The 22,297-nt window shown below is 74.1% G+C and carries 21 protein-coding genes; 11 read left to right on the forward strand and 10 right to left on the reverse strand.

What is annotated here, in order from left to right:
* Positions 1-94: 94 nt before the first annotated feature.
* The 4 genes from ACF08F_RS15920 to ACF08F_RS15935 are packed head-to-tail and all read right to left on the reverse strand — an operon-like array spanning position 95 to position 4,863.
* On the reverse strand, positions 95-679 hold the full coding sequence (locus ACF08F_RS15920; protein WP_392299057.1) for a TetR/AcrR family transcriptional regulator: 585 nt from the start codon (positions 677-679) through the stop codon (positions 95-97).
* A 50-nt stretch (positions 680-729) separates the two neighbouring features.
* Positions 730-1,089: a nitrite reductase small subunit NirD gene (gene nirD / locus ACF08F_RS15925; RefSeq protein ID WP_392299058.1), complete on the reverse strand. Its 360-nt coding sequence runs from the start codon at positions 1,087-1,089 to the stop codon at positions 730-732.
* Positions 1,086-3,620 carry a nitrite reductase large subunit NirB gene (nirB, locus tag ACF08F_RS15930; protein WP_392299059.1) on the reverse strand — a complete coding sequence of 845 codons (2,535 nt, stop codon included), beginning with the start codon at positions 3,618-3,620 and terminating at the stop codon, positions 1,086-1,088. Before nirB ends, nirD begins: the two co-directional genes overlap by 4 nt.
* A gap of 1 nt (position 3,621) precedes the next feature.
* Positions 3,622-4,863 (reverse strand): NAD(P)/FAD-dependent oxidoreductase, encoded by a 1,242-nt coding sequence (locus tag ACF08F_RS15935; protein WP_392299060.1) that lies wholly within the window; start codon positions 4,861-4,863, stop codon positions 3,622-3,624.
* Between the two features lie 197 nt (positions 4,864-5,060).
* Here ACF08F_RS15935 and ACF08F_RS15940 point away from each other — a divergent pair, with 197 nt between their 5' ends.
* The 3 genes from ACF08F_RS15940 to ACF08F_RS15950 are packed head-to-tail and all read left to right on the forward strand — an operon-like array spanning position 5,061 to position 7,561.
* Positions 5,061-6,479: a ferric reductase-like transmembrane domain-containing protein gene (locus tag ACF08F_RS15940; protein ID WP_392299061.1), complete on the forward strand. Its 1,419-nt coding sequence runs from the start codon at positions 5,061-5,063 to the stop codon at positions 6,477-6,479.
* Entirely contained in the window at positions 6,472-6,738 is a 267-nt protein-coding gene (locus ACF08F_RS15945; protein WP_392299062.1) for a hypothetical protein, read from the forward strand. The genes ACF08F_RS15940 and ACF08F_RS15945 overlap by 8 nt, the downstream gene beginning before the upstream one ends.
* Before the next feature lie 37 nt (positions 6,739-6,775).
* Entirely contained in the window at positions 6,776-7,561 is a 786-nt protein-coding gene (locus ACF08F_RS15950) for a sulfite exporter TauE/SafE family protein (protein ID WP_392299063.1), read from the forward strand.
* A 9-nt stretch (positions 7,562-7,570) separates the two neighbouring features.
* Here the strand turns inward: ACF08F_RS15950 and ACF08F_RS15955 are convergent, their stop codons facing one another.
* From ACF08F_RS15955 to ACF08F_RS15965, 3 genes are all read right to left on the reverse strand, one after another.
* Positions 7,571-8,188: a class F sortase gene (locus tag ACF08F_RS15955; protein WP_392299064.1), complete on the reverse strand. Its 618-nt coding sequence runs from the start codon at positions 8,186-8,188 to the stop codon at positions 7,571-7,573.
* 125 nt (positions 8,189-8,313) lie between these two features.
* A complete protein-coding gene (locus ACF08F_RS15960; RefSeq protein WP_392299125.1) occupies positions 8,314-8,853 on the reverse strand; it encodes a hypothetical protein in 540 nt (179 codons plus the stop codon).
* A 423-nt stretch (positions 8,854-9,276) separates the two neighbouring features.
* Entirely contained in the window at positions 9,277-10,059 is a 783-nt protein-coding gene (locus ACF08F_RS15965) for an aminotransferase class IV (protein WP_392299065.1), read from the reverse strand.
* Positions 10,060-10,152: 93 nt separating this feature from the next.
* On the opposite strand from ACF08F_RS15965, the gene ACF08F_RS15970 reads away from it, so the two are divergent.
* The 5 genes from ACF08F_RS15970 to ACF08F_RS15990 are packed head-to-tail and all read left to right on the forward strand — an operon-like array spanning position 10,153 to position 15,294.
* The gene (locus tag ACF08F_RS15970) at positions 10,153-10,776 is read left to right on the forward strand and encodes an NADPH-dependent FMN reductase (protein ID WP_392299066.1); all 624 of its coding nucleotides are present in this window, start codon (positions 10,153-10,155) and stop codon (positions 10,774-10,776) included.
* A 12-nt stretch (positions 10,777-10,788) separates the two neighbouring features.
* Complete coding sequence (locus ACF08F_RS15975) at positions 10,789-12,522, forward strand: ABC transporter ATP-binding protein (protein WP_392299067.1); 1,734 nt, start codon at positions 10,789-10,791, stop codon at positions 12,520-12,522.
* Entirely contained in the window at positions 12,519-14,444 is a 1,926-nt protein-coding gene (locus ACF08F_RS15980) for an ABC transporter ATP-binding protein (RefSeq protein ID WP_392299068.1), read from the forward strand. Before ACF08F_RS15975 ends, ACF08F_RS15980 begins: the two co-directional genes overlap by 4 nt.
* Before the next feature lie 20 nt (positions 14,445-14,464).
* A complete protein-coding gene (gene cutA, locus ACF08F_RS15985; protein WP_392299069.1) occupies positions 14,465-14,791 on the forward strand; it encodes a divalent-cation tolerance protein CutA in 327 nt (108 codons plus the stop codon).
* The gene (locus ACF08F_RS15990; protein ID WP_392299070.1) at positions 14,788-15,294 is read left to right on the forward strand and encodes a gamma-glutamylcyclotransferase family protein; all 507 of its coding nucleotides are present in this window, start codon (positions 14,788-14,790) and stop codon (positions 15,292-15,294) included. Before cutA ends, ACF08F_RS15990 begins: the two co-directional genes overlap by 4 nt.
* On the opposite strand, the gene ACF08F_RS15995 is transcribed toward ACF08F_RS15990, so the two are convergent.
* The 3 genes from ACF08F_RS15995 to ACF08F_RS16005 form a co-directional block, all read right to left on the reverse strand.
* Entirely contained in the window at positions 15,291-17,375 is a 2,085-nt protein-coding gene (locus ACF08F_RS15995) for a molybdopterin oxidoreductase family protein (RefSeq protein WP_392299071.1), read from the reverse strand. The genes ACF08F_RS15990 and ACF08F_RS15995 overlap by 4 nt on opposite strands.
* Before the next feature lie 208 nt (positions 17,376-17,583).
* Positions 17,584-18,294 carry a vancomycin high temperature exclusion protein gene (locus ACF08F_RS16000; RefSeq protein WP_392299072.1) on the reverse strand — a complete coding sequence of 237 codons (711 nt, stop codon included), beginning with the start codon at positions 18,292-18,294 and terminating at the stop codon, positions 17,584-17,586.
* A gap of 39 nt (positions 18,295-18,333) precedes the next feature.
* Positions 18,334-19,056 (reverse strand): aquaporin, encoded by a 723-nt coding sequence (locus ACF08F_RS16005; protein ID WP_392299073.1) that lies wholly within the window; start codon positions 19,054-19,056, stop codon positions 18,334-18,336.
* A gap of 160 nt (positions 19,057-19,216) precedes the next feature.
* On the opposite strand from ACF08F_RS16005, the gene ACF08F_RS16010 reads away from it, so the two are divergent.
* The 3 genes from ACF08F_RS16010 to ACF08F_RS16020 all read left to right on the forward strand — a co-directional run bounded on the left by ACF08F_RS16010 (position 19,217) and on the right by ACF08F_RS16020 (position 22,186).
* Positions 19,217-19,678, forward strand: a complete 462-nt coding sequence (locus ACF08F_RS16010; RefSeq protein ID WP_392299074.1) for a GNAT family N-acetyltransferase — start codon at positions 19,217-19,219, stop codon at positions 19,676-19,678.
* A gap of 112 nt (positions 19,679-19,790) precedes the next feature.
* Complete coding sequence (locus tag ACF08F_RS16015) at positions 19,791-20,819, forward strand: sirohydrochlorin chelatase (RefSeq protein ID WP_392299075.1); 1,029 nt, start codon at positions 19,791-19,793, stop codon at positions 20,817-20,819.
* A 35-nt stretch (positions 20,820-20,854) separates the two neighbouring features.
* Positions 20,855-22,186, forward strand: coding sequence for a deoxyguanosinetriphosphate triphosphohydrolase (locus tag ACF08F_RS16020; protein WP_392299076.1), 1,332 nt, complete (start codon positions 20,855-20,857; stop codon positions 22,184-22,186).
* Positions 22,187-22,297 lie beyond the last annotated feature (111 nt).

Here is a 22,297-nt window from a genome sequence, read left to right on the forward strand (position 1 = left end):
CGAGCGGTGAGTTCTGTTCCTGAGCAGTTCTGTACTTGACCGTTCATTCCAATATCAGTCCCGAAGAAAGGGCGCCCCTGCGGGCGCCCGCTCCTCAGTCCAGCAGTCCCAGTGCCTGCTCCGCCGCGTCCAGGACCCTGCCCGGGTCCGTCGAGGCCTTGCCGACCACCCTGATCCCCTGGAGCAGGACCAGCAGCATCCGGGCCAGCGCGCGCGGGTCCCGGTCCGCCGGGAGCTCGCCCCCGGCGCGGGCCCGGACGAGCGCCCCGTGCAGCAGCGTCTCGATCTGCTCCCAGCTGAGCTCGACCCGGTGGGCGACCGCCGCGTCGTGCGGGGCCAGCTCCGCCGCCGAGTTGGTGACGAAGCAGCCGTTCAGCCGCTCGCCCTCGGTCGCCGCCTCCGCGGCGAAGCGGCGGACGAGCGCCCGGACCGCCGGCAGGGCCGGGCCCGGCGAGGACAGCTCCTCGACGAGCGCCGGGTCCCGGGTCTCCAGGTAGCGGTCCATCGCCTTCATGTACAGGTCGTGCTTGTTGCCGAAGGTCGCGTAGATGCTGGCGCGGCCGACGCCGAGGTGCTCCACGAGGTCCGACATCGTCGTCGCCTCGTAGCCGCGCGCCCAGAACAGGTCGAGAGCGGCCCGGAGCGCGGCGTCGGGATCGAATTCCTTGGTCCTGGCCACGAACAGAACGTACGCCTGTCTGGAACGCTCGGTCAAGTAATCTGCTCGTGTCAGATGCTGCGGACCGGATAGACCGCCACTGCGACCTCCTCGTCGTCCAGGCAGCGGCCCGTCTCCAGGTCGAAGCGCTGCTTCAGGAGCGGCGAGGCCACGAACGGTCGCCCGTCCACCGAGCCGACGAGCCCCCGGGACAGCACCTGCGCCCCGGTGAACGGGTCGCGGTTGTCGATCGCGTACGTCCGCCCCGCCCGGTCCCGGAAGACCGCCGCCTGCCGGCCGTCCGGCAGCAGCGCCGCCACGCCCCGGCCCGGGGTCAGCCGGGACTCCTCGCAGACCGTCATCCAGGAGCCGGGGGAGGGGGACAGTTCGAGCGTCGTGGTGGTGAGCGTCGTCATCGGGAGCGTCGTCATCGGGAGGTGACCCCTTCCAGGGTGAGGAACGTGAGATCCGGCTTGATCTGGTCGCGCTCCGGCGTGAACCGCACCGACGGGTCCGGCGCCTCCGGCGCGTTCACGAAGGAGACGAAGCGACGCAGCCGGTCCGGGTCGTCCAGCGTCTGCGCCCACTCGTCCTGGTAGTCCGCGACATGGGCCGCCATCAGCGCCTCCAGCTCCGCGCACAGCCCGAGCGAGTCGTGCACCACCACGTCCTTGAGGTGGTCGAGCCCGCCCTCCAGGCGCTCCAGCCAGGTCGACGTCCGCTCCAGTCGGTCCGCCGTCCGGATGTAGAACATCAGGAACCGGTCGATCAGGCGGACGAGTTCGGCGTCCGAGAGGTCCTGCGCGAGCAGGTCCGCGTGGCGCGGGGTCGCGCCGCCGTTCCCGCCGACGTACAGGTTCCAGCCGTTCGCCGTGGCGATGATCCCGAAGTCCTTCGACTGGGCCTCCGCGCACTCGCGCGCGCAGCCCGAGACCGCCGACTTGAGCTTGTGCGGGGAGCGCAGGCCCCGGTACCGCAGCTCCAGCTGGATCGCCATCTTCACCGAGTCCTGCACGCCGTAGCGGCACCAGGTCTGCCCCACGCAGGACTTCACGGTGCGCAGCGACTTGCCGTACGCGTGCCCCGACTCGAAGCCCGCGTCGACGAGCCGGGTCCAGATCGCCGGCAGCTGCTCGACCCGGGCGCCGAACATGTCGATCCGCTGACCGCCCGTGATCTTCGTGTAGAGCCCGAAGTCGCGGGCCACCTCGCCGATCAGGATCAGCCCGTCCGGGGTGATCTCCCCGCCGGGGATGCGCGGCACGACCGAGTACGAGCCGTTGCGCTGCATGTTGGCGAGGAAGTGGTCGTTGGTGTCCTGGAGGGAGGCCTGCTCGCCGTCGAGGATGTAGCCGTTGTTGAGGGAGGCCAGGATGGATCCGACGGTCGGCTTGCAGACCTCGCAGCCCTCCCCGCCCTTCGCCTCCTCCCGGCCGTGCGAGTCGAGCAGCGCGGCGAAGGAGGTGATCCGGAGCGTGCGGGCGATCTCGTACAGCTCGCTGCGGGTGTACGAGAAGTCGCGGCACAGGCCCTTGTCGGTGGGGGCCGGCAGCAGCTTCTCGATCACCTTGACGCAACTGCCGCAGCCCGTACCGGCCTTGGTGCACTTCTTCACCTCGGCGAGCGATGCGCACTGGCCGATCGCGTGCTTCGTGACGTTGTGGCAGGAGCAGATGACCGCGTCGTCCGGCAGCGCCGAGGGGCCGAGCGCCACCGGCGCGCCCGCGCCCGCCGGGAGCACCAACTGCTCCGCGGAGACGGGCGGTACGGTGCCGGTCAGCGGCCGCAGGAGGCCGTACTGCTCGGCGTCGCCGACCAGGACGCCGCCGAGGAGGCGGCCCTCGCCGTCGATCACCAGCTTCTTGTAGACGCCCGAGCGGGAGTCGGAGTAGACGACGTCGAGGCAGCCCTCGGTCGCGCCGTGCGCGTCGCCGAAGGAGGCCACGTCCACGCCGAGGAGCTTCAGCTTCGTCGACATGTCGGCGCCGGTGAAGCCGTCGCCGTCCCCGGCCTCGTCCGCGATCGTCGCCGCCACCGTCTGCGCCATCTCGTAGCCCGGTGCCACCAGGCCGTACACCCGGCCGTCCGAGGCGAGCGCGCACTCGCCGATCGCGAAGACCGCAGGGTCGGACGTGCGGCACCGCTCGTCGACCGCGATGCCGCCGCGCTCGCCGACGTCCAGGCCGCAGTCCCGGGCCAGCTGGTCCCGGGGCCGGACGCCGGCCGAGAACACGACCATGTCCGTGGCCAGTTCGGAGCCGTCCGAGAGCTTCATCCCGGTCACGGCGCCGTCCGTCGTCACGACCTCCTGCGTGCCCGTCCCCGTGTGGACGCTCAGGCCCATCCGCTCGATCGTGCGGAGCAGGGCCGCGCCGCCGCCCTCGTCGACCTGCACCGGCATCAGGCGCGGCGCGAACTCCACGACGTGCGTGTCGAGTCCGAGCCCCTTGAGCGCGCCCGCCGCCTCCAGGCCGAGCAGCCCGCCGCCGACGACCGCGCCGGTCGTCGCCGTCTTCGCGTACTCCTCGATCGCGAGCAGGTCCTCGATCGTGCGGTAGACGAAGCAGCCGCGGGCGTCCTTGCCGGGGACCGGCGGGACGAAGGGGTACGAGCCGGTGGCGAGGACGAGCGTGTCGTACGCGAAGACCTGCCCGGAGCGGGCGGTGACCGTACGGGCCGCCCGGTCCACCGACTCCGCCGGGTCGCCGAGGTACAGCTCGATGCCGTGCTTCTCCAGGAAGCCGGCCTCGACCATCGACAGGTCGTCCGGGGTCTTGCCGGAGAAGTACGAGGTCAGCTGGACGCGGTCGTAGGCCGGGCGCGGCTCCTCGCAGAGGACCACGATCCGGGCCCGCTCGGTGACGCCGCGGTCGGCGAGCGCCTCCAGGAAGCGTTGGCCGACCATTCCGTGGCCGACCAGGACGATCGTGGGGGTGGTCGCGGTCGTCATGTCAGCGCTCATGTCAGGAGCCTCCGTCGTGGGTGAGCAGGTGCAGCAGGGGGGCCTCGTCGGGGAGGGCCTCATCGCCCTCCCAGGCCCGGGCGAGCGCGCCGACCGCGGCCAGATCGCCGAGGAGGACGCCCCCGACGAGCCGGTCACCGCGGACGACGACCTTGCGGTAGGCGCCCCGGCTCGCGTCGGTCAGCTGGACGATGTCGTCGCCCGGCCGGGCCGTCGCCTCGCCGAAGGCGGCGAGGTCGAGCGGCTGCGCGCCGCCGAGAGTGAGCCGGGTGAGGGCGCGGGTGCCGGTGTAGCGGGGGCCGGGGTCCGTTGTGGGCCTACGCGCCGCAGGGGCGGAACGGGTGGGGGCGGGCGCTTCGGTGAGCAGCACGTCCGCCAGGACGTCGGCCTGTTCCAGGGCCGGGCCCGCCAGGCCGTACACCCGGCCCGCGTGCTCCGCGCAGTCGCCGATCGCGTGGATGTACGGGTCGGAGGTGCGGAGTTCGTCGTCGACCACGATGCCGGTGGCGACGTCGAGACCCGCCTCCCGGGCGAGGGCGACCCGGGGCCGGACCCCGCAGGCCAGGACCACGACCTGGGCGTCGAGGACGAAGCCGTCGGCCAGTTCGACCGCCGTCACCGCCCCGTCCCGCTGCTTCAGGCCGCTCACCCGGCACTCCGTGTGCACCTCGACGCCGAGGGACTCCACGTGCTCGCGCAGCAGCGCCGAGGCCTGGGCGTCCAGCTGGCGCTCCATCAGCCGCTCGCCCTGCTGGGTCAGGACGACCTCCGCGCCCAGCGACGCGAGCGCCCGGGCCGCCGAGACCCCGAGGAGCCCGCCGCCGATGACCACCGCCCGCACCCCGGGCCGGACCACGGAGCGCAGCTCCAGGCAGTCGTCGAGCGTGCGGAAGGGGTGGACGCCCGCCGGCAGCGCCGCCCCGCGCAGTCCGCGCAGCGGCGGCAGCACCGGGTTGGAGCCCGTCGCCAGGACCAGCCGGTCGTAGCCGACGAGGGAGCCGTCCGCGCACTCCACCGTCCGCGCCGCCCGGTCGATCCGCACCGCCCGCACCCCGAGCCGCACCGGCTCCCGGGTCCCGGGCAGGGCGATGACCTCGGAGGCGTACCGCCCGGCGAGGACGTCGGCCAGCAGCACCCGGTTGTACGGGGCGTGCGACTCCTCGCCGAGGAGGGTGACGGGCAGGCGCTGGGCGAGCCGGGCGCCCGCCGTTCCGCCCCCGACCACCACGATCCGTGTACTCATACCGGGAAGCGTGCGCGGCCGGTGTTACCCGGCGGCATCCCGACTGTTTCCCGTACGGAACGCTGATCTCCGCCCCCGGTCCGGAGCGCTGTGAGGCCCCGGCGGGATTAACCCGCAGTGAGCCTCGGCTCAAGCCCGCCTTAAGGATCCGGGGGACGGGGCCGAGCCGCGGATTCCCGTATACGGGCGGACCTAAGGTGCCGGATGTGACCACCGAGGCCAGCCACCACCCCCTCTACGTGCCGCTCCCCGGCCAGCCGGCTCCCGCCGCCGCGCCGCCGGCCCCCGCCCCGCGGCCCGTCCCGGCGCTCAGGCTCGCCCCCGAGCGGCTGCGGACCGGGATCCTCGCCGGTGCCGGAGCGGTCGCCCTCCTGTGGGGCGTCCAGGCCCGGCCGTCCGCCCGCCTCGACGCCTTCTTCGCGACCGGCGCCCACCTCACCGGCCTCCTCGCCGGGTACGGCGTCCTCGTCCTCCTCCTGCTGATGGCCCGCGTCCCGGCCGTCGAGCACGGCGTCGGCGCCGACCGGCTCGCCCGCTGGCACTCCCGCGGCGGCCGGCACGTCCTCGGTCTCGTCGCCGCCCACGCCGTCCTCGCGCTCTGCGGGTACGCCGTCCACACCCACACCGACCTCGTCACCGCCACCGGGGAGCTCCTCTCCTACGGGGCGATCGCCGCCGCCACCGCAGGCACCGCCCTCTTCGCCGCCGTCGGCGTCACCTCGGCCCGGGCGGTCCGCCGCCGCCTCCGGCACGAGACCTGGCGGGCCGTCCATCTGGGCGCCCTCCTCGCCGCCGCGCTCGGCTTCGTCCACCAGCTCGCCGGCCCCGACGTCACCGGGAGCCTCATCACCGTCTGGCTCTGGTCGATGGCCCACGCGACCGTCGGCGTCCTCCTCGTCTGGTACCGGATCGTCGTCCCCGTCCGGGCCGCCCTCCGGCACGTGCTGCGGGTCGCCGAGGTCCGCGACGAGGGCCCCGGCGTCGTCTCCGTCCTCGTCCAGGGCAGGGGAGTGGCCCGGCTGCGCGCCGAACCCGGCCAGTTCTTCCGCTGGCGCTTCCTCCGGCGCGGACTCTGGGCGACCGCCCTGCCCTTCTCCCTCTCCGCGCCCGTCCGCGACGACACCCTGCGGATCACCGTCAAGGCGCTCGGCGACCACACCCGCCGGATCCGGCGCCTCCGCCCCGGGACGCGGGTCCTCGCCTCCGGCCCCTTCGGCGCGCTCACCGCCCACCGCCGCACCCGCCGCAAGGTCCTGCTGCTCGCCGGCGGCGTCGGCATCACCCCGATGCGCGCCCTCTTCGAGACCCTGCCCGGAGCCCCCGGCGACCTCACCCTCCTCTACCGGGCCTCCGACGAGGGCGGCCTCGTCCTGCGCGCCGAGCTGGAGGCCATCGCCCGCGAACGGGGGGCCGCCCTCCACTACCTCCTCGGCCCCTCGGACGGCTCCTTCGACCCGCTCGCGCCGCGCGCCCTGCGTGAGCTCGTACCGGATCTCGCCGCGCACGACGTGTACCTGTGCGGCCCGCCCGCGATGGCCCGGGCCGCGACCGAATCCCTGAGCCGGGCCGGGGTGCCCGTCTCCCGCATCCACAGCGAGGACTTCGACCATGGCTAGACACAAGGCCTGCCGGGCGACCTTCGGCGCAGTCCGTCCGGCGGCCGTCGGCGGACACCGTCCCGCCCCCGTCGGCGGAGTCCGTCCCCGGGCCGTCGGCGAGGAGCAGGCCCGGCGCCGCCTCGCCGCCGCGCTCCTGGGCGTCGGCGCGCTCGCCGCGACCCTGCTCACGGCCGGCGTCGCCCCGGCCGCCCCGCCCGCGCCCGACCGTGAACCGGGCGCCGCAAGCTCAGACCTTGCTCAACGATCACAGGATTGATGGACGGGGCAACGATCGTCTCCCTAGGCTCTCGGCCATGCCCGAGATCACGCTGACCACCCTCGTCCTGCTGTGCCTGGCCGCGCTCGTGGCAGGCTGGATCGACGCCGTGGTGGGCGGCGGGGGACTGCTCCTGCTCCCCGCGCTGCTGCTCGGGCTGCCGCACGTCCCGGCCGCGCACATCCTCGGCACCAACAAGGCCGTCGCGATCGTGGGCACCACCGGGGCCGCCGTCACCTATGTCCGCAAGGCACCCGTACAGGTCTGGACGGCGGTACGGATCGGGCTCGCGGCGCTCGCCGGCTCCATGGCCGGGGCCTTCTTCGCCGCCGGGATCAGCAGCGAGGTCCTGCGTCCGGTGATCATGGTGGTGCTGCTCGCCGTGGCGGCCTTCGTGATGCTGCGGCCCTCTTTCGGCGCGAAGGCCGCGGGGGAGGACCGGGCGCCGCTGACCCGGGCCCGGATCGTGACCGCGATCGTGGTCGTCGGCGGTGGCATCGGCTTCTACGACGGCCTGTTCGGGCCGGGCACCGGCACCTTCCTGGTCCTCGCGCTGACCGCCGTGCTCCACCTGGACCTGGTGACCGCCTCCGCCACCGCGAAGATCGTCAACGTCTGCACGAACGCGGGCGCCCTCGCCATGTTCGCCCACCAGGGCAGCGTGTACTGGCAGCTGGCGGCCGTCATGGCCGTCTTCAACCTGGTGGGCGGCATGGTCGGGGCGCGGATGGCGCTGAGCAAGGGCGCCGAGTTCGTCCGGGGCGTCCTGCTGGTCGTGGTCTTCTCGCTGGTCGCGAAGCTGGCCTTCGACCAGTGGGCCTGACGGGCTCCGTCAGCGCACGCCGATGAGGTGGCCGAAGGCGACCACGTTCCCCTGGTAGCCGTTCTTCTTCGAGAAGCCGCCGCCGCAGGTGATGACCCGGATCTCGGCGCGGTCCGTCTCCCCGTACACCTTCTTGTCCGGGAAGTCCTTGTTGGTGTACACCTCGACCGCGTCGACCGTGAAGACGGCGGTACGGCCGTCCTGCCGGTCCACCTCGATCCGGTGGCCCTTCTTCAGAGCGCCCAGCGTGTAGAAGACGGCGGGCCCCTGGGCGTTGTCGACGTGTCCCGCGACGATCGCCGTGCCCTTGGCGCCGGGCGTGATGCCGTCCGCGTACCAGCCGGCGAGGTTCCGGTCCCCGGCGGGCGGCACGTCGAGCGAGCCGTCCGCCGCCAGACCGAGGTCCGTCATCGGGGTGTCGACGTCGGTCTCGGGGATCCGGAGCCGCACGGGCGCCGAGGGCGGCAGCGGGTCGGCGGCGGCGTCGGTGTGCACGCTCGGCCCGGCCGCGAACGCCTGGGCGGCGGACGGTACGGGCGGGGTGACGTCCTGCGAGCCGTTCTGGACGAGCCAGAGCCCGACGCAGGCGGCCACGGCTATGCCCCAGCCCTTGCTCCTGTTGCTCACCTGGTTTCCCTCACCTGCGGTTCCTCGACGGGGTTCCGGCACGCGCCTCCCGCGCCGGTGGTGGCGATACGGCCCTGCTCCCGCCGGCCCGTGCGGGCACGCGGCGGGAGCAGGGCGGGCGGGTCTCAGTGCCCCTGCGCGCCGCTCGCCCGGCGGCGCAGGAGCCAGACACCGCCCACGGCAGCCGCGGCCAGCACCGCCACGCCCGCCGTGACCTGGGCGGAGTCGGGGCCGATGCTGCCCCCGACGCCGGTCTGGACGTGGCCGCTGGGATTCCGGTGCTTGACGGTCAGGTCTCCCCGGGCCGTCTTGCCGTTGTCGCAGGCCACGCTGATGCCGTAGGTCCCGGGCTTGGCGTGCTCCGGCACCCGGAACTGGCCGACCGCGACCTCCTTGTGCGTGCTCGGCTCCAGCTTGAAGTCACCGGCTCCCAGCGAGTTCGCGTCGCCGACGCCACGGCCGTGCTTGCCGCAGGCCAGGGTGTTGACCGTGACGTGCGTGCCCGGGGTGGCGGAGGACGGGTAGATCTCCAGCGACTGGTAGCTGTGGTCGTTGTTGTTCTCGCGGTCGTTCTCGTTGCCGGCGTACGCCGCGGGGGCGGCGAAGGCCCCGATCGCGGCCGCTGTCAGCGCGGTACCGGTGAACAGGCGGGCAAGGGTGCGCATGGGGTCCTCCGGAGGCGCGCGAGCGGTCATGCCGGGGGTCCTCCCGGGAGGGACTTCCCGGAACGGACCTTCTGTGACCGAGATAAGAGGGGTCCCGCGCCCCCCGCCTGCTGATGGGGCATCAGGATTGCGCCGTCCGGTGCGGTGTGTCGGCTGGATTCTCGACGTTTTCGCAGGTCAGTGCGGGTTGGCTGGCGCCGGCTGACGATCCGTGCCGAACGGGTGACACGGCGTGTCGCGCTCGCCGGGCCGTCGGAGCTCGACCGTGGGGCCGTCGGAACCCGACCGGATCACCGGCCCTGACCTGCCGGACCGGCACCCTCCGCCCTGCCGAGCACCTTCCGCCCTGCCGGGGCACCCTCCGTCCTGGCCGGTTCGCCCTCCGCCCTGCCGGGTCGCCCCCGCCCTGCCGTCGCCCCCGCCCTACCGGAGCGCGTCCCACTCCACCGCCGCGTACGCCGCGTGGACCCTCGCCATCAGCTCCTCGTCCACCGCGTAGTCGACCGTGTCGATGCCCGAAACCGGGGCGATGCCGCGGGAGTTCGTCACGAAGGCCGCGCGGTACGCGCCCAGGTCCGCGAGCGTCACCGGCCGCCGTACCGAGCCGAGCGGCCCTTCGAGGAGGGCCATCGTGATCCCCCGCAGACTCGGCGCCGACGGCCAGACGACCGAAGTGCCGTCCCAGAACGCGATGTTGGTGACCGCGCCCTCCGCGACGTCACCGCCGGAGGAGGTCAGCAGGGCCTCGTCGTAGCCGGCGCGCCGGGCCGCCTCCCCGTGGTAGCTCTGGCCGAAACCGCCCAGGTGCTTGAGGTGCGCCGCCGGACGCAGGTAGTCGACGCTCATCAGGCGCTGCGGCGCCCCCGGCCCGTCCGGGGCCGGCTCGCGGACGACGACCGTGAGGCGGACGCCGTCGTGCACGTACACCCGGGCCGAGCAGTCCCGCCGTCCGGAGGCCTCGACGGCCCCGGCGAGCAGGGCGCGGACCCGGTCGCCGGGGAGCTCCTCGCCGAAGAGCTCGCGGGTGGCGCGGTCGAGCCGTCCGAGGTGGAGGCCGAGGCCCTTCACGCGCCCGTCCCGCACCTGCATCGCCGTGAAGTGCCCGAAGCCGCTCACGAGGGTCGCGAGGAGCTCGGGGTCGGCCGCCGGGGCCCCGTCGACCTCGACGTGGACGGGCGGGGCGGGCGGCACGGGCGGAGTCGTCATGCCCTTCACCGTACGTCCCGGAAAAGGCCTTCCAGGAAGTCCCGGAATCCGGCGCTTGACCTCAACCAAACTTGAGGTACCACGATCTTCGACATGGACATCACGAACTCCACCCGGCCCGCCGTCCCTTCGGACCCGAACGCCCCGCTGAACCTCGCCCTGATCGTCGCCAGCGACCGCGAAGGCCGCTTCGCCCCCGTCGTCACCGGCTGGCTCCGCTCCCGGCTCGCCGAGCGCGAGGACTTCACCGTGACGGTCGTCGACCTCGCCGAGATCGACCTCCCCACCTCGCTCTCCCGCAACCCCTCCCCGGCCGTCCGCGCCGAACTCGCCAAGGTCTCCCCGGTGCTGGCCGAGGCCGACGCCTTCCTCGTCCTCACCCCCGAGTACAACCACTCCTTCCCCGCCTCCCTCAAGAACCTCATGGACTGGCACTTCACCGAGTGGCAGGCCAAGCCCGTCGGCTTTGTCTCCTACGGCGGCATCTCCGGCGGCCTGCGGGCCGTCGAGCAGCTCCGCCAGGTCTTCGCCGAGCTGCACGCCGTCACCGTCCGCGACAGCGTCTCCTTCCACTCCGCCTGGGGGCTCTTCGACGACGAGGGGCGTCACAAGGACCCCGCCGCGGCCGAGGGCGCGGCCAAGGTCCTCCTCGACCAGCTCGCCTGGTGGGCACTCGCCCTCAAGGACGCCAAGTCCATCCGTCCGTACGCCGCGTGAGGGACCGTCACCGTGCTGCTCAGACTCCTCGCTCCCCGCCTCAGGCCCTACCGGGCCCTCCTCGCCCTCCTCGTCCTCCTCCAGCTCGTCCAGTCCCTCGCCTCGCTCGCCCTGCCCGCCCTCAACGCCGGAGTCATCGACGAGGGCGTCCTCCGCGGGGACACCGACCGTGTCCTCGGCGGGGGCGCCACGATGCTCGGCGTCACCCTCCTCCAGGCCGCGGCGGCCGCCGCCGCCACCTACACCGGCGCCAGGATCGCCATGGGGGTCGCCCGCGACCTGCGCTCCGAGGTCTTCCGCCGCGTCCAGGACTTCTCCGCCCAGGAGCGGGGCCGCTTCGGCACCGCCTCCCTCATCACCCGGACGACCAACGACGTCCAGCAGGTCCAGACGTTCACCGTCCTCGTCCTGACGATGCTGGTCGCCGCACCCCTGCTCTGCGTCGGCGGACTCGCCATGGCGCTCCGCCAGGACGTGCCGCTCGCCCTCGTCCTGCTCCTCTTCGTGCCCGTCATGACCGGCGCCGTCGGCACCGTCGTCCTGCGGATGCGGCCCCTCTTCCGGGGCATGCAGGAGCGCGTCGACCGGGTCAACCGCGTGCTGCGCGAGCAGATCACCGGCGTCCGCGTGGTCCGCGCCTTCGTCCGCGACCGGCACGAGCGGGAACGCTTCGGCGCCGCCAACGACGAGCTCCTCTCCGTCGGCCTCCGGGCCGGCCGGCTCCAGGCGCTGATGTTCCCGACCGTGCTCATCGTCTGGCAGCTGACGACCGTCCTCCTCGTGTACGTCGGCGCCCACCGCATCGACAGCGGCGCCCTCCAGCCCGGCGGGCTCGTCGCCTTCCTCGGCTACCTGCTCCAGACCTCCATGTCCGTGATGATGGTTCTCTTCCTCCTCATGCACATGCCGCGCGCCGAGGTCGGCGCCGAGCGCATCCGCGAGGTCCTCGACACCCCGCTCTCCGTCACCCCGCCCGCCGAACCCGTCCGCACCCTCCGGGGCCCTGGCCGCCTCGACCTCACCGGGGTCGACTTCCGGTACCCCGGCGCCGAGGAGCCGGTCCTCAAGGACGTCGACCTCGTCGCCCGCCCCGGCGAGACCACCGCGATCATCGGCTCCACCGGCAGCGGCAAGTCGACGCTCCTCGGCCTCGTGCCCCGGCTCTTCGACGCCACCGGCGGCGAGGTCCTCGTCGACGGCGTCGACGTGCGGCAGCTCGACCCCGCCCTGATGGCCAGGACCGTCGGCCTCGTCTCCCAGAAGCCCTACCTCTTCTCCGGCACGATCGCGACGAACCTCCGGTACGGAAAGCCCGACGCGACCGACGAGGAGCTCTGGCACGCCCTGGAGACCGCCCAGGCCGCCGACTTCGTCCGGGCCCTCGACGACGGCCTGGACGCCCCGGTCACCCAGGGCGGCGGCAACTTCTCCGGCGGCCAGCGGCAGCGGCTCGCCATCGCCCGGGTCCTCGTCGCCCGCCCCCGTCTCTACCTCTTCGACGACTCCTTCTCGGCGCTCGACGCCCGCACCGACGCCCGGCTCCGCGAGGCGCTCCGCCGGGAGACGGCCGACGCGACCGTGGTGATCGTCGCCCAGCGGGTCTCCACCATCCGGCACGCCGACCGGATCGTCGTCCTCGACCGGGGCCGGACCGCCGGCACCGGCACCCACGAGTCCCTCATGCGGGACAGCGCCACCTACCGGGAGATCGTCCTCTCCCAGCTCACCGAGGAGGAAGCCGCATGAGCACGGCCACGGAACCCCGGACCGGGAACGACGGCGGCACCGGACGCGACCGCCCCACCTCCGGCGCCACCGCCGCCCCGGACCGGCCCACCGCCCCCGCCCGCAGCGGCCCCCCGAGGGAGCGCACCGCCGGCCCCGGCCTCCCCACCCCCGCCCTCGAACGCTCCCTGGCCTTCCGCGCCTCCGGCCTCCGCCTCCTGCGCACCCTCGCCCCCGACCGGGCCCGCCTGCTCGCCGTCCTCGCCGTCGGCGCCACGGCCGTCGGCCTCGGCGTCCTCAGCCCCCTCCTCCTCGGCCGCGCCACCGACCTCGTCATCACCGGCGCCACCGGCCCGGCCGGGGTCGACTTCGCGGCCGTCGGACGGATCCTCGCCCTCTCCGTCGTGATCGTCGCCGGCTCGTCCCTCTTCACCTGGTTCCAGCTGCGGATCGCCACCACCGTCGTCCAGCGGGCCGGCCGGCGCATGCGCGAGCAGACCCAGCACAAACTGGCCCGGCTGCCCCTCGCCTACTTCGACCGCCAGCCGCGCGGCGAGGTCCTCTCCCGCACCACGAACGACATCGACAACATCGTCCAGACCCTCCAGCAGGCTTTCAGCCAGATGGTCCGCGCCCTGCTCAGCCTCATCGGCGTCCTCGCGATGATGTTCTGGATCTCCCCGGTCCTCGCCCTCGTCGCCCTCGCCACCGTGCCCGTCTCGGTCGTCGTCGCCGGCTTCGTCGGAAAGCGCGCCCAGCCGCAGTTCGTCAAGCAGTGGGCGGTCACCGGCCGGCTCGGCAGCCACGTCGAGGAGATGATCACCGGCCACACCGAGGTCGTCGCCTTCGGCCGCCGCGCCGAGGCCGTGGAACGCTTCGACGAGCTCGGCGAGGAGCTGTACCGGGCGAGCTTCCGCGCCCAGTTCGTGTCCGGCTTCATCCAGCCCGCGCTGACCTTCGTCGGCAACCTCAACTACGTCGTCCTCGCGGTGGTCGGCGGCCTGCGGGTGGCGAGCGGCACCCTGACCGTCGGGGACGTGCAGGCCTTCATCCAGTACTCGTACGACTTCAACGGCCCGATCAACCAGGTCGCCGCCATGGCCAACCTCCTCCAGTCCGGGGTGGCCTCCGCCGAGCGGGTCTTCGACCTCCTCGACGCCGAGGAGGAGGCCCCGGACCCGTCGAAGCCGCAGCGCCCCGCGCAGGTCAGGGGCCGGGTCTCCTTCGAGAAGGTCGCCTTCCGCTACGAGCCCGACAAGCCGCTCGTCGAGGACCTGTCGCTCACCGTCGAACCGGGCCGGACCGTCGCGATCGTCGGCCCGACGGGCGCCGGCAAGACGACCCTCGTCAACCTCCTCATGCGGTTCCACGAGGTCACCGGCGGCCGGATCACCCTGGACGGCACGGACATCGCGAAGATGTCCCGCGAGGAGCTCCGGGCCGGGATCGGCATGGTCCTCCAGGACACCTGGCTCTTCGGCGGCACCATCGCCGACAACATCGCCTACGGCCTGCCCGGCGAGGTCTCCCGGGAGCGGATCGTCGAGGCCGCCCGGGCCGCGCACGCCGACCGCTTCGTCCGGACCCTCCCCGACGGGTACGACACCGTCCTCGACGAGGACGGGGGCGGCCTCAGCGCCGGCGAGAAGCAGCTGGTCACGCTCGCCAGGGCGTTCCTCTCCGAGCCGGTGATCCTCGTCCTCGACGAGGCCACCAGCTCCGTCGACACCCGCACCGAGCTCCTCGTCCAGCAGGCCATGTCGTCCCTCCGCGCCGGCCGCACCAGCTTCGTCGTCGCCCACCGGCTCTCCACGATCCGGGACGCGGACACGATCCTGGTCATGGACAGCGGCTCGATCGCCGAGCAGGGCACCCACGAGGAACTGCTCGCCGCCGGAGGCGCGTACGCCCGGCTGTACGAAGCCCAGTTCGCCGGAGCGTGAAGGCTCAGTACGGTGAGGGCGTGACCACTCTCGCCCTCACCGTCCTCACGACCACCGACAGCCCCGAGAAGGCCGAGACGCTCGCGCGCGGGGCCGTCGAGGCCAAGCTCGCCGCCTGCGCCCAGGTCTCCGGGCCCGTCACCTCCGTCTACCACTGGCGGCGGGCCATCGAGACCGCCGAGGAGTGGCAGGTGGTCCTCAAGACCACCGAGGCCCGCTACGAGGACCTGGAGGCCTATCTCCTCGACGCGCACGACTACGAGACGCCGGAGATCATCGCCACCCCCGTCGTCCGGGCCTCCTCCGCCTACCTGGCGTGGCTCGGCCGGGAGGTGGCGAACCCGTGACCGCCCCGGCGGACTCCATACCCCTGCCGTTCTTCGTGTACGGGACGCTGCGCCCCGGCGCGTACAACCACGACCGGCTCCTCCTCGGCCGGACGGTCGCCGAGGAGGCGGCCCGGCTCCCGGGCGCCCTCCTGTACGACGGCCCCGGCTACCCGTACGCGGTCCAGGGCGAGGGCACGGTCGCGGGCACCCTCGTCACGGCGGCGCCCGACGCGTACGGCGAACTGCTCGGGGCGCTGGACCGGATGGAGGGCGACGCCGGGTACGAGCGGGCCGCCGTCGAGGCGGTCCGGCTCCGCGACGGCGGGTCCGTCCGCGCCTGGACCTACCTCGCGGCCGCCGGGACACCGCTCGGCCCGCTCATCCCCACCGGCGACTGGTTCAGACCCTGTCCGGCGGATCATGGCCGGGGCCGCGGGACAGGGCCTAGGGCGTGTTGCGAAAGTCCCGCCTGCCCGACCCGCCCTTCGGGCGGCCGGCGCTACTTTCGCAACACGCCCTAGCCGTCCCGCTCCAGACGCACCGCGCACACCTTGAACTCGGGCATCCGGGAGACCGGGTCGAGCGCCGGATTGACCAGCGTGTTCGCCCGGCCCTCGCCCGCCCAGTGGAACGGCATGAAGACGGTGTCCGGCCGGATCGCGGTCGTGATCCGGGCCGGGGCGACGGCCCGGCCCCGCCGCGAGACCACCGCGAGCCGCTCGCCCTCGGCCACCCCGAGCCGCTCGGCGAGCCGAGGGTGCAGCTCCACGAAGGGCCCGGGCGCCGCCGCGTTCAGCTCGTCCACCCGCCGGGTCTGCGCGCCCGACTGGTACTGGGACACCACCCGGCCCGTGGTGAGGACGACCGGGTACTCGGCGTCGGTCTCCTCCGCCGCCGCCCGGTGCACCACCGGCACGAACCGGGCCCGCCCGTCGGGCGTCGCGAACCGGTCCAGGAAGAGCCGGGGCGTACCGGCGTGGTCCTCGTCGGGGCAGGGCCAGAAGACGCCCTGCTCCTCCTCGATGCGCCGGTAGTCGATGCCCGCGTAGTCGGCGGGGCCGCCGGCGGAGGCCCGCCGCAGCTCCTCGAAGACCTCCTCGGCGTCCGTCGGGAAGCCCTTCTCCCAGCCGAGCAGCCCGGCGAGCCCGTGCAGCACCTCCAGGTCGCTGCGTACGCCCTCGGGCGGGGTGAGGGCGCGGCGCCGCAGCAGCACCCTGCCCTCCAGGTTGGTCATGGTGCCGGTCTCCTCGGCCCACTGGGTGACCGGCAGGACGACGTCCGCGAGCGCCGCCGTCTCGGAGAGGACGACGTCCGCGACGGCGAGGAAGTCGAGCGAGCGCAGCCGCCCCTCGACGTGCGCGGCGCGCGGCGCGGAGACGACCGGGTTGGAGCCCATGAGGAGCAGGGCCCGCACCTCGCCGCCGAGCGCGTCGAGGAGCTCGTACGCGCTCCGCCCCGGCCCCGGCAGCGACGCGGGGTCCACGCCCCACACCCCGGCGACGTGCGCGCGGGCGGCCGGGTCGTCGAGCTTGCGGTAGCCGGGCAGCTGGTCGGCCTTCTGGCCGTGCTCGCGGCCGCCCTGGCCGTTGCCCTGGCCGGTGAGGCAGCCGTAGCCGCTCAGCGGCCGGCCCGCCCTGCCGGTGGCGAGGCAGAGGTTGATCCAGGCGCCGACGGTGTCCGTGCCCTTGGACTGCTGCTCGGGGCCGCGCGCGGTCAGCACCATGCCGCTGCCGGCCTCGCAGAACATGGCGACGGCCTCCCGGAGCTCCGGCACGGAGACGCCGGTGATCCGCTCGACCTGCTCGGGCCAGTGGGACATGGCCCCGGCCCGGGCCGCCGCCCAGCCGTCGGTGCGCGCCGCCACGAACTCCTCGTCCACGCGCCCCTCGGCCACCACGAGGTGGAGCATGCCGAGGGCGAGCGCCAGGTCGGTGCCGGGGCGCGGCGCGAGGTGGAGGTCGGCCTGCTCGGCGGTGCGGGTGCGGCGCGGGTCGACGACGATCAGCTTCCCGCCGTTCTCCCGCAGCTCGGTGAGGTAGCGCAGGGCGGGCGGCATGGTCTCGGCGAGGTTGGAGCCGACGAGGATCACGCAGCCGGTCCGCGGGATGTCGTCCAGCGGGAAGGGGAGCCCCCGGTCGAGGCCGAAGGCCCGCTGGTGCGCGGCGGCCGCGGACGACATGCAGAAGCGGCCGTTGTAGTCGATCTGCGAGGTGCCGAGCACGAGCCGGGCGAACTTCCCCAGCGTGTAGGCCTTCTCGTTGGTGAGCCCGCCGCCGCCGAAGACCCCCACGGCATCGGCACCGTGGTCGGCGCGGGTCCTGTGCAGTCCGTCGGCGACGGCGGCGAGCGCCTCCTCCCAGGTCGCGGGCCGCAGATCCCCCGAGTCAGGGCATCGGACCAGGGGCTCGGTGAGCCGGACCCGGGAGGAGAGAACGGAGGGGGCGGTGCGGCCCTTGCCGCACAGGGCGCCCCGGTTGACGGGGAAGTCGGTCCGCTCGACCACCTCGGCGGGCAGCTCCGGGGCGCCGGTGGGGCGGAGCGACATGCCGCACTGCAGGGCGCAGTAGGGGCAGTGGGTCGGGACGGCGGTGGCGTCGGACATGCCGCCAGCGTGAGTCAGGAGTGTTACGCGGGGCGGCGCCCCGTATTACGGGCGCGGTGCTCTCCGCTCAGCCCGGGGGAGGCGCGGGAGTGAGGCGAGGCCCGGCTCGGGGCTGCTCCTGAGGTGCGGCGAGGCCGGGCTCAGGGTTGTTCAGGAGGTGTGGCGAGGCCGGGCTCAGGGCTGTTCAGGAGGTGTGGCGAGGCCGGGCTCAGGGCTGCTGAGGAGGTGTGGCGAGCGCGCGGTCCGGGGAGGCGAGGGCCTCGGTGACGCCGGTCTCCTCCGGGCCGAGGAACCGCGGGTCGGGGCGCAGGCCCGCGTCGAGCGCGGCCTTGCTCGCGGCGAAGAGCTCCCGCGTGGTGCCGTAGTACCAGGTGCCGTCACGGGGTTCGGGGACCCCGACGCCGTACGCGTCGACGCCCGCGCGGCCGCACAGCGCGACGGCCCGCTTGATGTGGAAGTCCTGGGTGACGAGGACGGCGCGGTCGACGCCGAAGACCTTCTTGGCGCGGACGCAGGAGTCCCAGGTGTCGAAGCCGGCGTAGTCGCTGACGATCCGGCCGTCGGGCACCCCGCGCTCGGTGAGGTAGGCGCGCATCGCGCTGGGCTCGTCGTACGCGGTCCTGCTGTTGTCGCCGGTGACGAGCAGGACCCGGACCTTGCCCTCGCGGTACAGCTCGGCGGCGGTGTCGAGCCGGTGCGCGAGGTACGGGGTGGGGCGCCCGTTCCACAGCCCGGCGCCGAACACGACGGCGACGTCCCGGGCCGGCACGTCCGCGGTGGTGCGGAGCTTCCCGGCGGCGGCGGTGTGCATCCAGGTGACGGGGGCGAGCGCGAGCACCACGCCCAGCATGACGGCCTGGACGGTGCGGCGCCGGGCCCAGGTGGTGCGGGGCATCAGCCGGGTGAGCCGTGCCGTCATGCGGAAACCTCCGTGGGGGCGTGGAGCGGTGGCGGTCTGTCACCCCGTCCGACGCGCTTCGGCGGGGTTCGGTTCGCCGGACGCCCGGAGTGTTCCGTACAGCACACCGGCGAGCGCCAGGCCGATGACCATGCCGAGGAGCTGGGCGGCGGCGAAGGCGGGCACCGAGCCGGGGGCGATCCCGGTGAAGGAGTCGGAGAAGGAGCGGCCGAGGGTGGCGGCCGGATTGGCGAAGGAGCCGGAGGAGGTGAACCAGATCGCCGCCCCGATGTATCCGGCGACCGCGACCGGGGCGAGCCCGGGGCGGCCGATGTGGCGCAGGCCCTGCACGACGAGGACGAGCCCGGCGGTGGCGACGGCCTCGCCGAGGAGGAGGTGGAGCGCCCCGCGCGGCTCGGTGGCCCAGGCGCCGGGCGCCCGCCCGAACATCGCCTCGGCGAGGAGGGCGCCGGTGACGGCCCCGGCGAGCTGGGCGCCGATGTAGGCGAGGGCCTCGCGCCCGCCGCGCCGGTGGCGGTGGGACCACCACTCGGAGAGGGTGACGACGGGGTTGAAGTGGGCGCCGGAGAGCGGGCCGATGAGGGCGATGAGCAGACCGAGACCGAGGGCGGAGGCGGCGGCGTTGGCGAGCAGACGGACGCCGATGTCCTGGCTGAGGGCGTCGGCGCGGATGCCGGAGCCGACGACGACGGCGACGAGGGCGGCGGTGCCGATGAACTCGGCGGCGGTGCGACGGGGGAGAGAGGGCGGAGATATTCTCATGGCGGAAAAGATATTCCGTGATTCGGAACCGGAGAAGAGGGGGAGGCGCGTATCATCCGCGCGCCCCGCCTGCGCGCCCTGCCTGCGCGCCCCCGACTTCCGTGTTCCTCCGGGGAAAATCGCATGCGGTGCAGGCGCGGGTCTGCCAGCATGCGCCCCTGTGAAGATCGACGACCTTGACGTCCGCCGCGCGGCCGAGTCCGATGCCGCGGCGGTGGCCGAAGTGTGGCTCCGTTCCTATGCGGCGGCGCTGCCGAGCGTGCGCCGCGCACACACCGACGACGAGGTCAGGTACTGGCTCCGGGAGATCGTGGTGCCCGGCCAGGAGACCTGGGTGGCGACCGTCGAGGAGACGGTCGTCGCCATGATGGTGCTGGACGACGGTGACCTGGATCAGCTCTACATCGATCCGCCGTGGCGCGGCCACGGCATCGGCGACCGCCTCGTGGAGCTGGCCAAGCAGCGGAGCGCGGCCGGGCTGACCCTCTGGACGTTCCAGGTCAACGCCCCGGCGCGGCGCTTCTACGAACGGCACGGCTTCGTCGCCGCCGAGCACACCGACGGGGAGCGGAACGAGGAACGCGAGCCGGACGTCCGGTACGTGTGGACTCCGGGGGAGTGACGAGCCGCCGCGACCGGCCCTGACACCGGGCGGGCCGTCCGCGTGAGGTCACGGAAAGAAGTCGTGACCCCCGCGCAACGGGCAGGCAACGTGCCGCCTCCACGATCGGTGCATGACGGAGCCGGACAGCACGTTCGACAGCGCCGCCGAGCTGCTCGGCAGGATCACCGAGCAGCTCGGGGCGCAGCTCGCCCAGGTGCGTCCGGACGGCCGTCGGCACCGGAAGTACGACGAGGAGGCACGCCAACCCATGAACGCACCCACCCTCGTCGCGCCCGCCCCGCCCGGCCCGACACCCGCCCCGCCCGGCCCCGCACCGGCTTCGCACGGCCCGACACCCGCCCCGCCCGGCCCCGCACCGGCTTCGCACGGCCCGACACCCGCCCCGCCCGGCCCCGCACCCACCCTCGTCGCCGTCGGCCACGGCAGCCGCGACCCCCGCGCCCGCGCCACCCTCGGCCGGCTCCTCGACCGCGTCCGCGAGCTGCGCCCCGGGCTCGACGTGCGCCTCGCGCACATCGAACTGAACGCCCCGCTGCTCGACGAGACCCTCGCCGGGCTCGCCGCCGAAGGCCGCGACGCCGTCCTCGTACCCCTGCTCTTCGCCCCCGGCCACCACGTCACCCACGACCTGCCCGCCGCCCTCGCCGCCGCACCCGCCCTCCGGGCCCGGATCGCCCGGCCGCTCGGCGCGCACCCCCTCCTCGTCGAGGCCCTCGCCGGCCGGCTCGCCGAGGCCGGCTGGACCCCCGAGGACGGCACCTCCCGCGCCACCGGCGTCGTCCTCGCCTCCGCCGGCTCCCGCGACCCCCGGTCCGGCGCCGAGATCCGCCGGATCGCCGCCCTCCTCGGCGAACGGCTCGGCGGGGTCCCCGTCGTCCCCGCGTACGCCTCCGCCGCCGCCCCCACCGTCCCCGAGGCCGTCCGCGCGCTCGCCGCCCGGGGCCGCCACCGCGTCGCCGTCGCCTCCTGCTTCACCGCCCCAGGCCTCTTCGCGACCCGCGCCGCCGCCCACGCCCCCTGGCTCGCCGCCGCCCCGCTCGGCGCCCACCCGGCCCTCGCCCGCCTCGTCCTCCACCGCTACGACCGGGCCCGCACGGCCCGCACCACCACCCCCGTGCGGGAACTCGCCGCCATCTGAGCTCTTCTGTCGGTCCCTCCGGTTACCTTCGATCCATGGCAGGCATCGAGGACACCAAGGACAGCGCGGACATCACCGACACCGTCACCGACACCCCCGGCTACGACGTCGCCGCGACCGAGCGCTGGGCCGCCGAGCCCGACAAACGACCGGGCCGCACCGCCTTCCAGCGCGACCGCGCCCGCGTCCTGCACTCCGCCGCGCTGCGCAGGCTCGCCGGCAAGACCCAGGTCGTCACCCCCGGCACCCGCAGCCACGCCTGGGACGCCAGCCCCCGCACCCGCCTCACCCACTCCCTGGAGTGCGCCCAGGTCGGCCGCGAGCTCGGCGCCGCCCTCGGCTGCGACCCCGACCTCGTCGAGGCCGCCTGCCTCTCCCACGACATGGGCCACCCGCCCTTCGGGCACAACGGCGAGCAGGCGCTCAACGACGTCGCCAAGGACTGCGGCGGCTTCGAGGGGAACGCCCAGTCGCTCCGCCTCCTCACCCGCATCGAGCCCAAGCGCTTCGTGAAGGACGCCGACGGGGAGCCCGTCAGCGTCGGCCTCAACCTCACCCGCGCCTCGCTCGACGCCGCCACCAAGTACCCCTGGCCGCGCGGCGGCCACCCCGAGGACCCCGGCTCGCCCAAGTTCGGCGTGTACGAGGACGACCTGCCCGTCTTCGCCTGGATCCGGCAGGGCGCCCCCGCCGACCGCAAGTGCTTCGAGGCCCAGGTGATGGACTGGTCCGACGACGTGGCCTACTCGGTCCACGACTTCGAGGACGGCCTGCACGCCGGACACATCGACCCCAACATGCTCCTCGCCGAGCCCGAGCGCGCCGACATCTGGACCGTCGCCATCGGCCGGTACGTCCCCGAGGACACCGACCCGCAGGAGCTCGCCGAGGCCCTCGACCGGCTCGTCGACCAGGAGTGGTGGCCCCACGGATACGACGGCTCGGCCGTCGCCCAGGCCCGCCTCAAGGACGCCACCAGCCAGCTCATCGGCCGCTTCTGCCTCGCCGCCGAGGGAGCCACCCGCGAGACCTGGGGCACCGGCCCCCTCAGCCGGTACGCCGCCGAGCTCGTCGTCCCCCGCGAGACGCGCAACGAATGCGCCGTCCTCAAGGCCGTCGCCGACCGGTACGTGATGCAGCGCGCCGAGCAGGAGGTCCTCCGCGCCGACCAGCGCGTCGTCGTCGCCGAACTCGCCGAGGCCCTCGTCGCCCGCGCCCCCGACGGCCTCGAACCGCAGTTCCGGGCCGCCTTCGACAAGGCCCCCGACGACCGCGCCCGCAAGCGCGTCATCGTCGACCAGATCGCCAACCTCACCGACGCCTCCGCCCGCGCCCTCCACCACCGCCTCCGCCCCCACCACGCGTAGGGGGCGGGGGTGCGTCACCGGCAGGACACCCCCAGGTCCTCTTCCGTCCCCCGGCTCCGTGCGGGACGCTCGCATGCACGCCCCGAGGCGGTACGGCCGGACGAACGCCCG

Source organism: Streptomyces sp. NPDC015130, from assembly GCF_043080005.1.
Lineage (GTDB): Bacteria > Actinomycetota > Actinomycetes > Streptomycetales > Streptomycetaceae > Streptomyces.

What these genes read in the sequence shown, in the direction of transcription:
- nirD (WP_392299058.1), bottom strand. Translation starts at nt 1,089, where the DNA reads ATGACGACGCTCCCGATGACGACGCTCACCACCACGACGCTCGAACTG.
- nirB (WP_392299059.1), bottom strand. Translation starts at nt 3,620, where the DNA reads ATGAGCGCTGACATGACGACCGCGACCACCCCCACGATCGTCCTGGTC.
- ACF08F_RS15935 (WP_392299060.1), bottom strand. Translation starts at nt 4,863, where the DNA reads ATGAGTACACGGATCGTGGTGGTCGGGGGCGGAACGGCGGGCGCCCGG.
- ACF08F_RS15945 (WP_392299062.1), top strand. Translation starts at nt 6,472, where the DNA reads ATGGCTAGACACAAGGCCTGCCGGGCGACCTTCGGCGCAGTCCGTCCG.
- ACF08F_RS15950 (WP_392299063.1), top strand. Translation starts at nt 6,776, where the DNA reads ATGCCCGAGATCACGCTGACCACCCTCGTCCTGCTGTGCCTGGCCGCG.
- ACF08F_RS15960 (WP_392299125.1), bottom strand. Translation starts at nt 8,853, where the DNA reads ATGCGCACCCTTGCCCGCCTGTTCACCGGTACCGCGCTGACAGCGGCC.
- ACF08F_RS15965 (WP_392299065.1), bottom strand. Translation starts at nt 10,059, where the DNA reads ATGACGACTCCGCCCGTGCCGCCCGCCCCGCCCGTCCACGTCGAGGTC.
- ACF08F_RS15970 (WP_392299066.1), top strand. Translation starts at nt 10,153, where the DNA reads ATGGACATCACGAACTCCACCCGGCCCGCCGTCCCTTCGGACCCGAAC.
- ACF08F_RS15980 (WP_392299068.1), top strand. Translation starts at nt 12,519, where the DNA reads ATGAGCACGGCCACGGAACCCCGGACCGGGAACGACGGCGGCACCGGA.
- ACF08F_RS15995 (WP_392299071.1), bottom strand. Translation starts at nt 17,375, where the DNA reads ATGTCCGACGCCACCGCCGTCCCGACCCACTGCCCCTACTGCGCCCTG.
- ACF08F_RS16000 (WP_392299072.1), bottom strand. Translation starts at nt 18,294, where the DNA reads ATGACGGCACGGCTCACCCGGCTGATGCCCCGCACCACCTGGGCCCGG.
- ACF08F_RS16005 (WP_392299073.1), bottom strand. Translation starts at nt 19,056, where the DNA reads ATGAGAATATCTCCGCCCTCTCTCCCCCGTCGCACCGCCGCCGAGTTC.
- ACF08F_RS16015 (WP_392299075.1), top strand. Translation starts at nt 19,791, where the DNA reads ATGACGGAGCCGGACAGCACGTTCGACAGCGCCGCCGAGCTGCTCGGC.
- ACF08F_RS16020 (WP_392299076.1), top strand. Translation starts at nt 20,855, where the DNA reads ATGGCAGGCATCGAGGACACCAAGGACAGCGCGGACATCACCGACACC.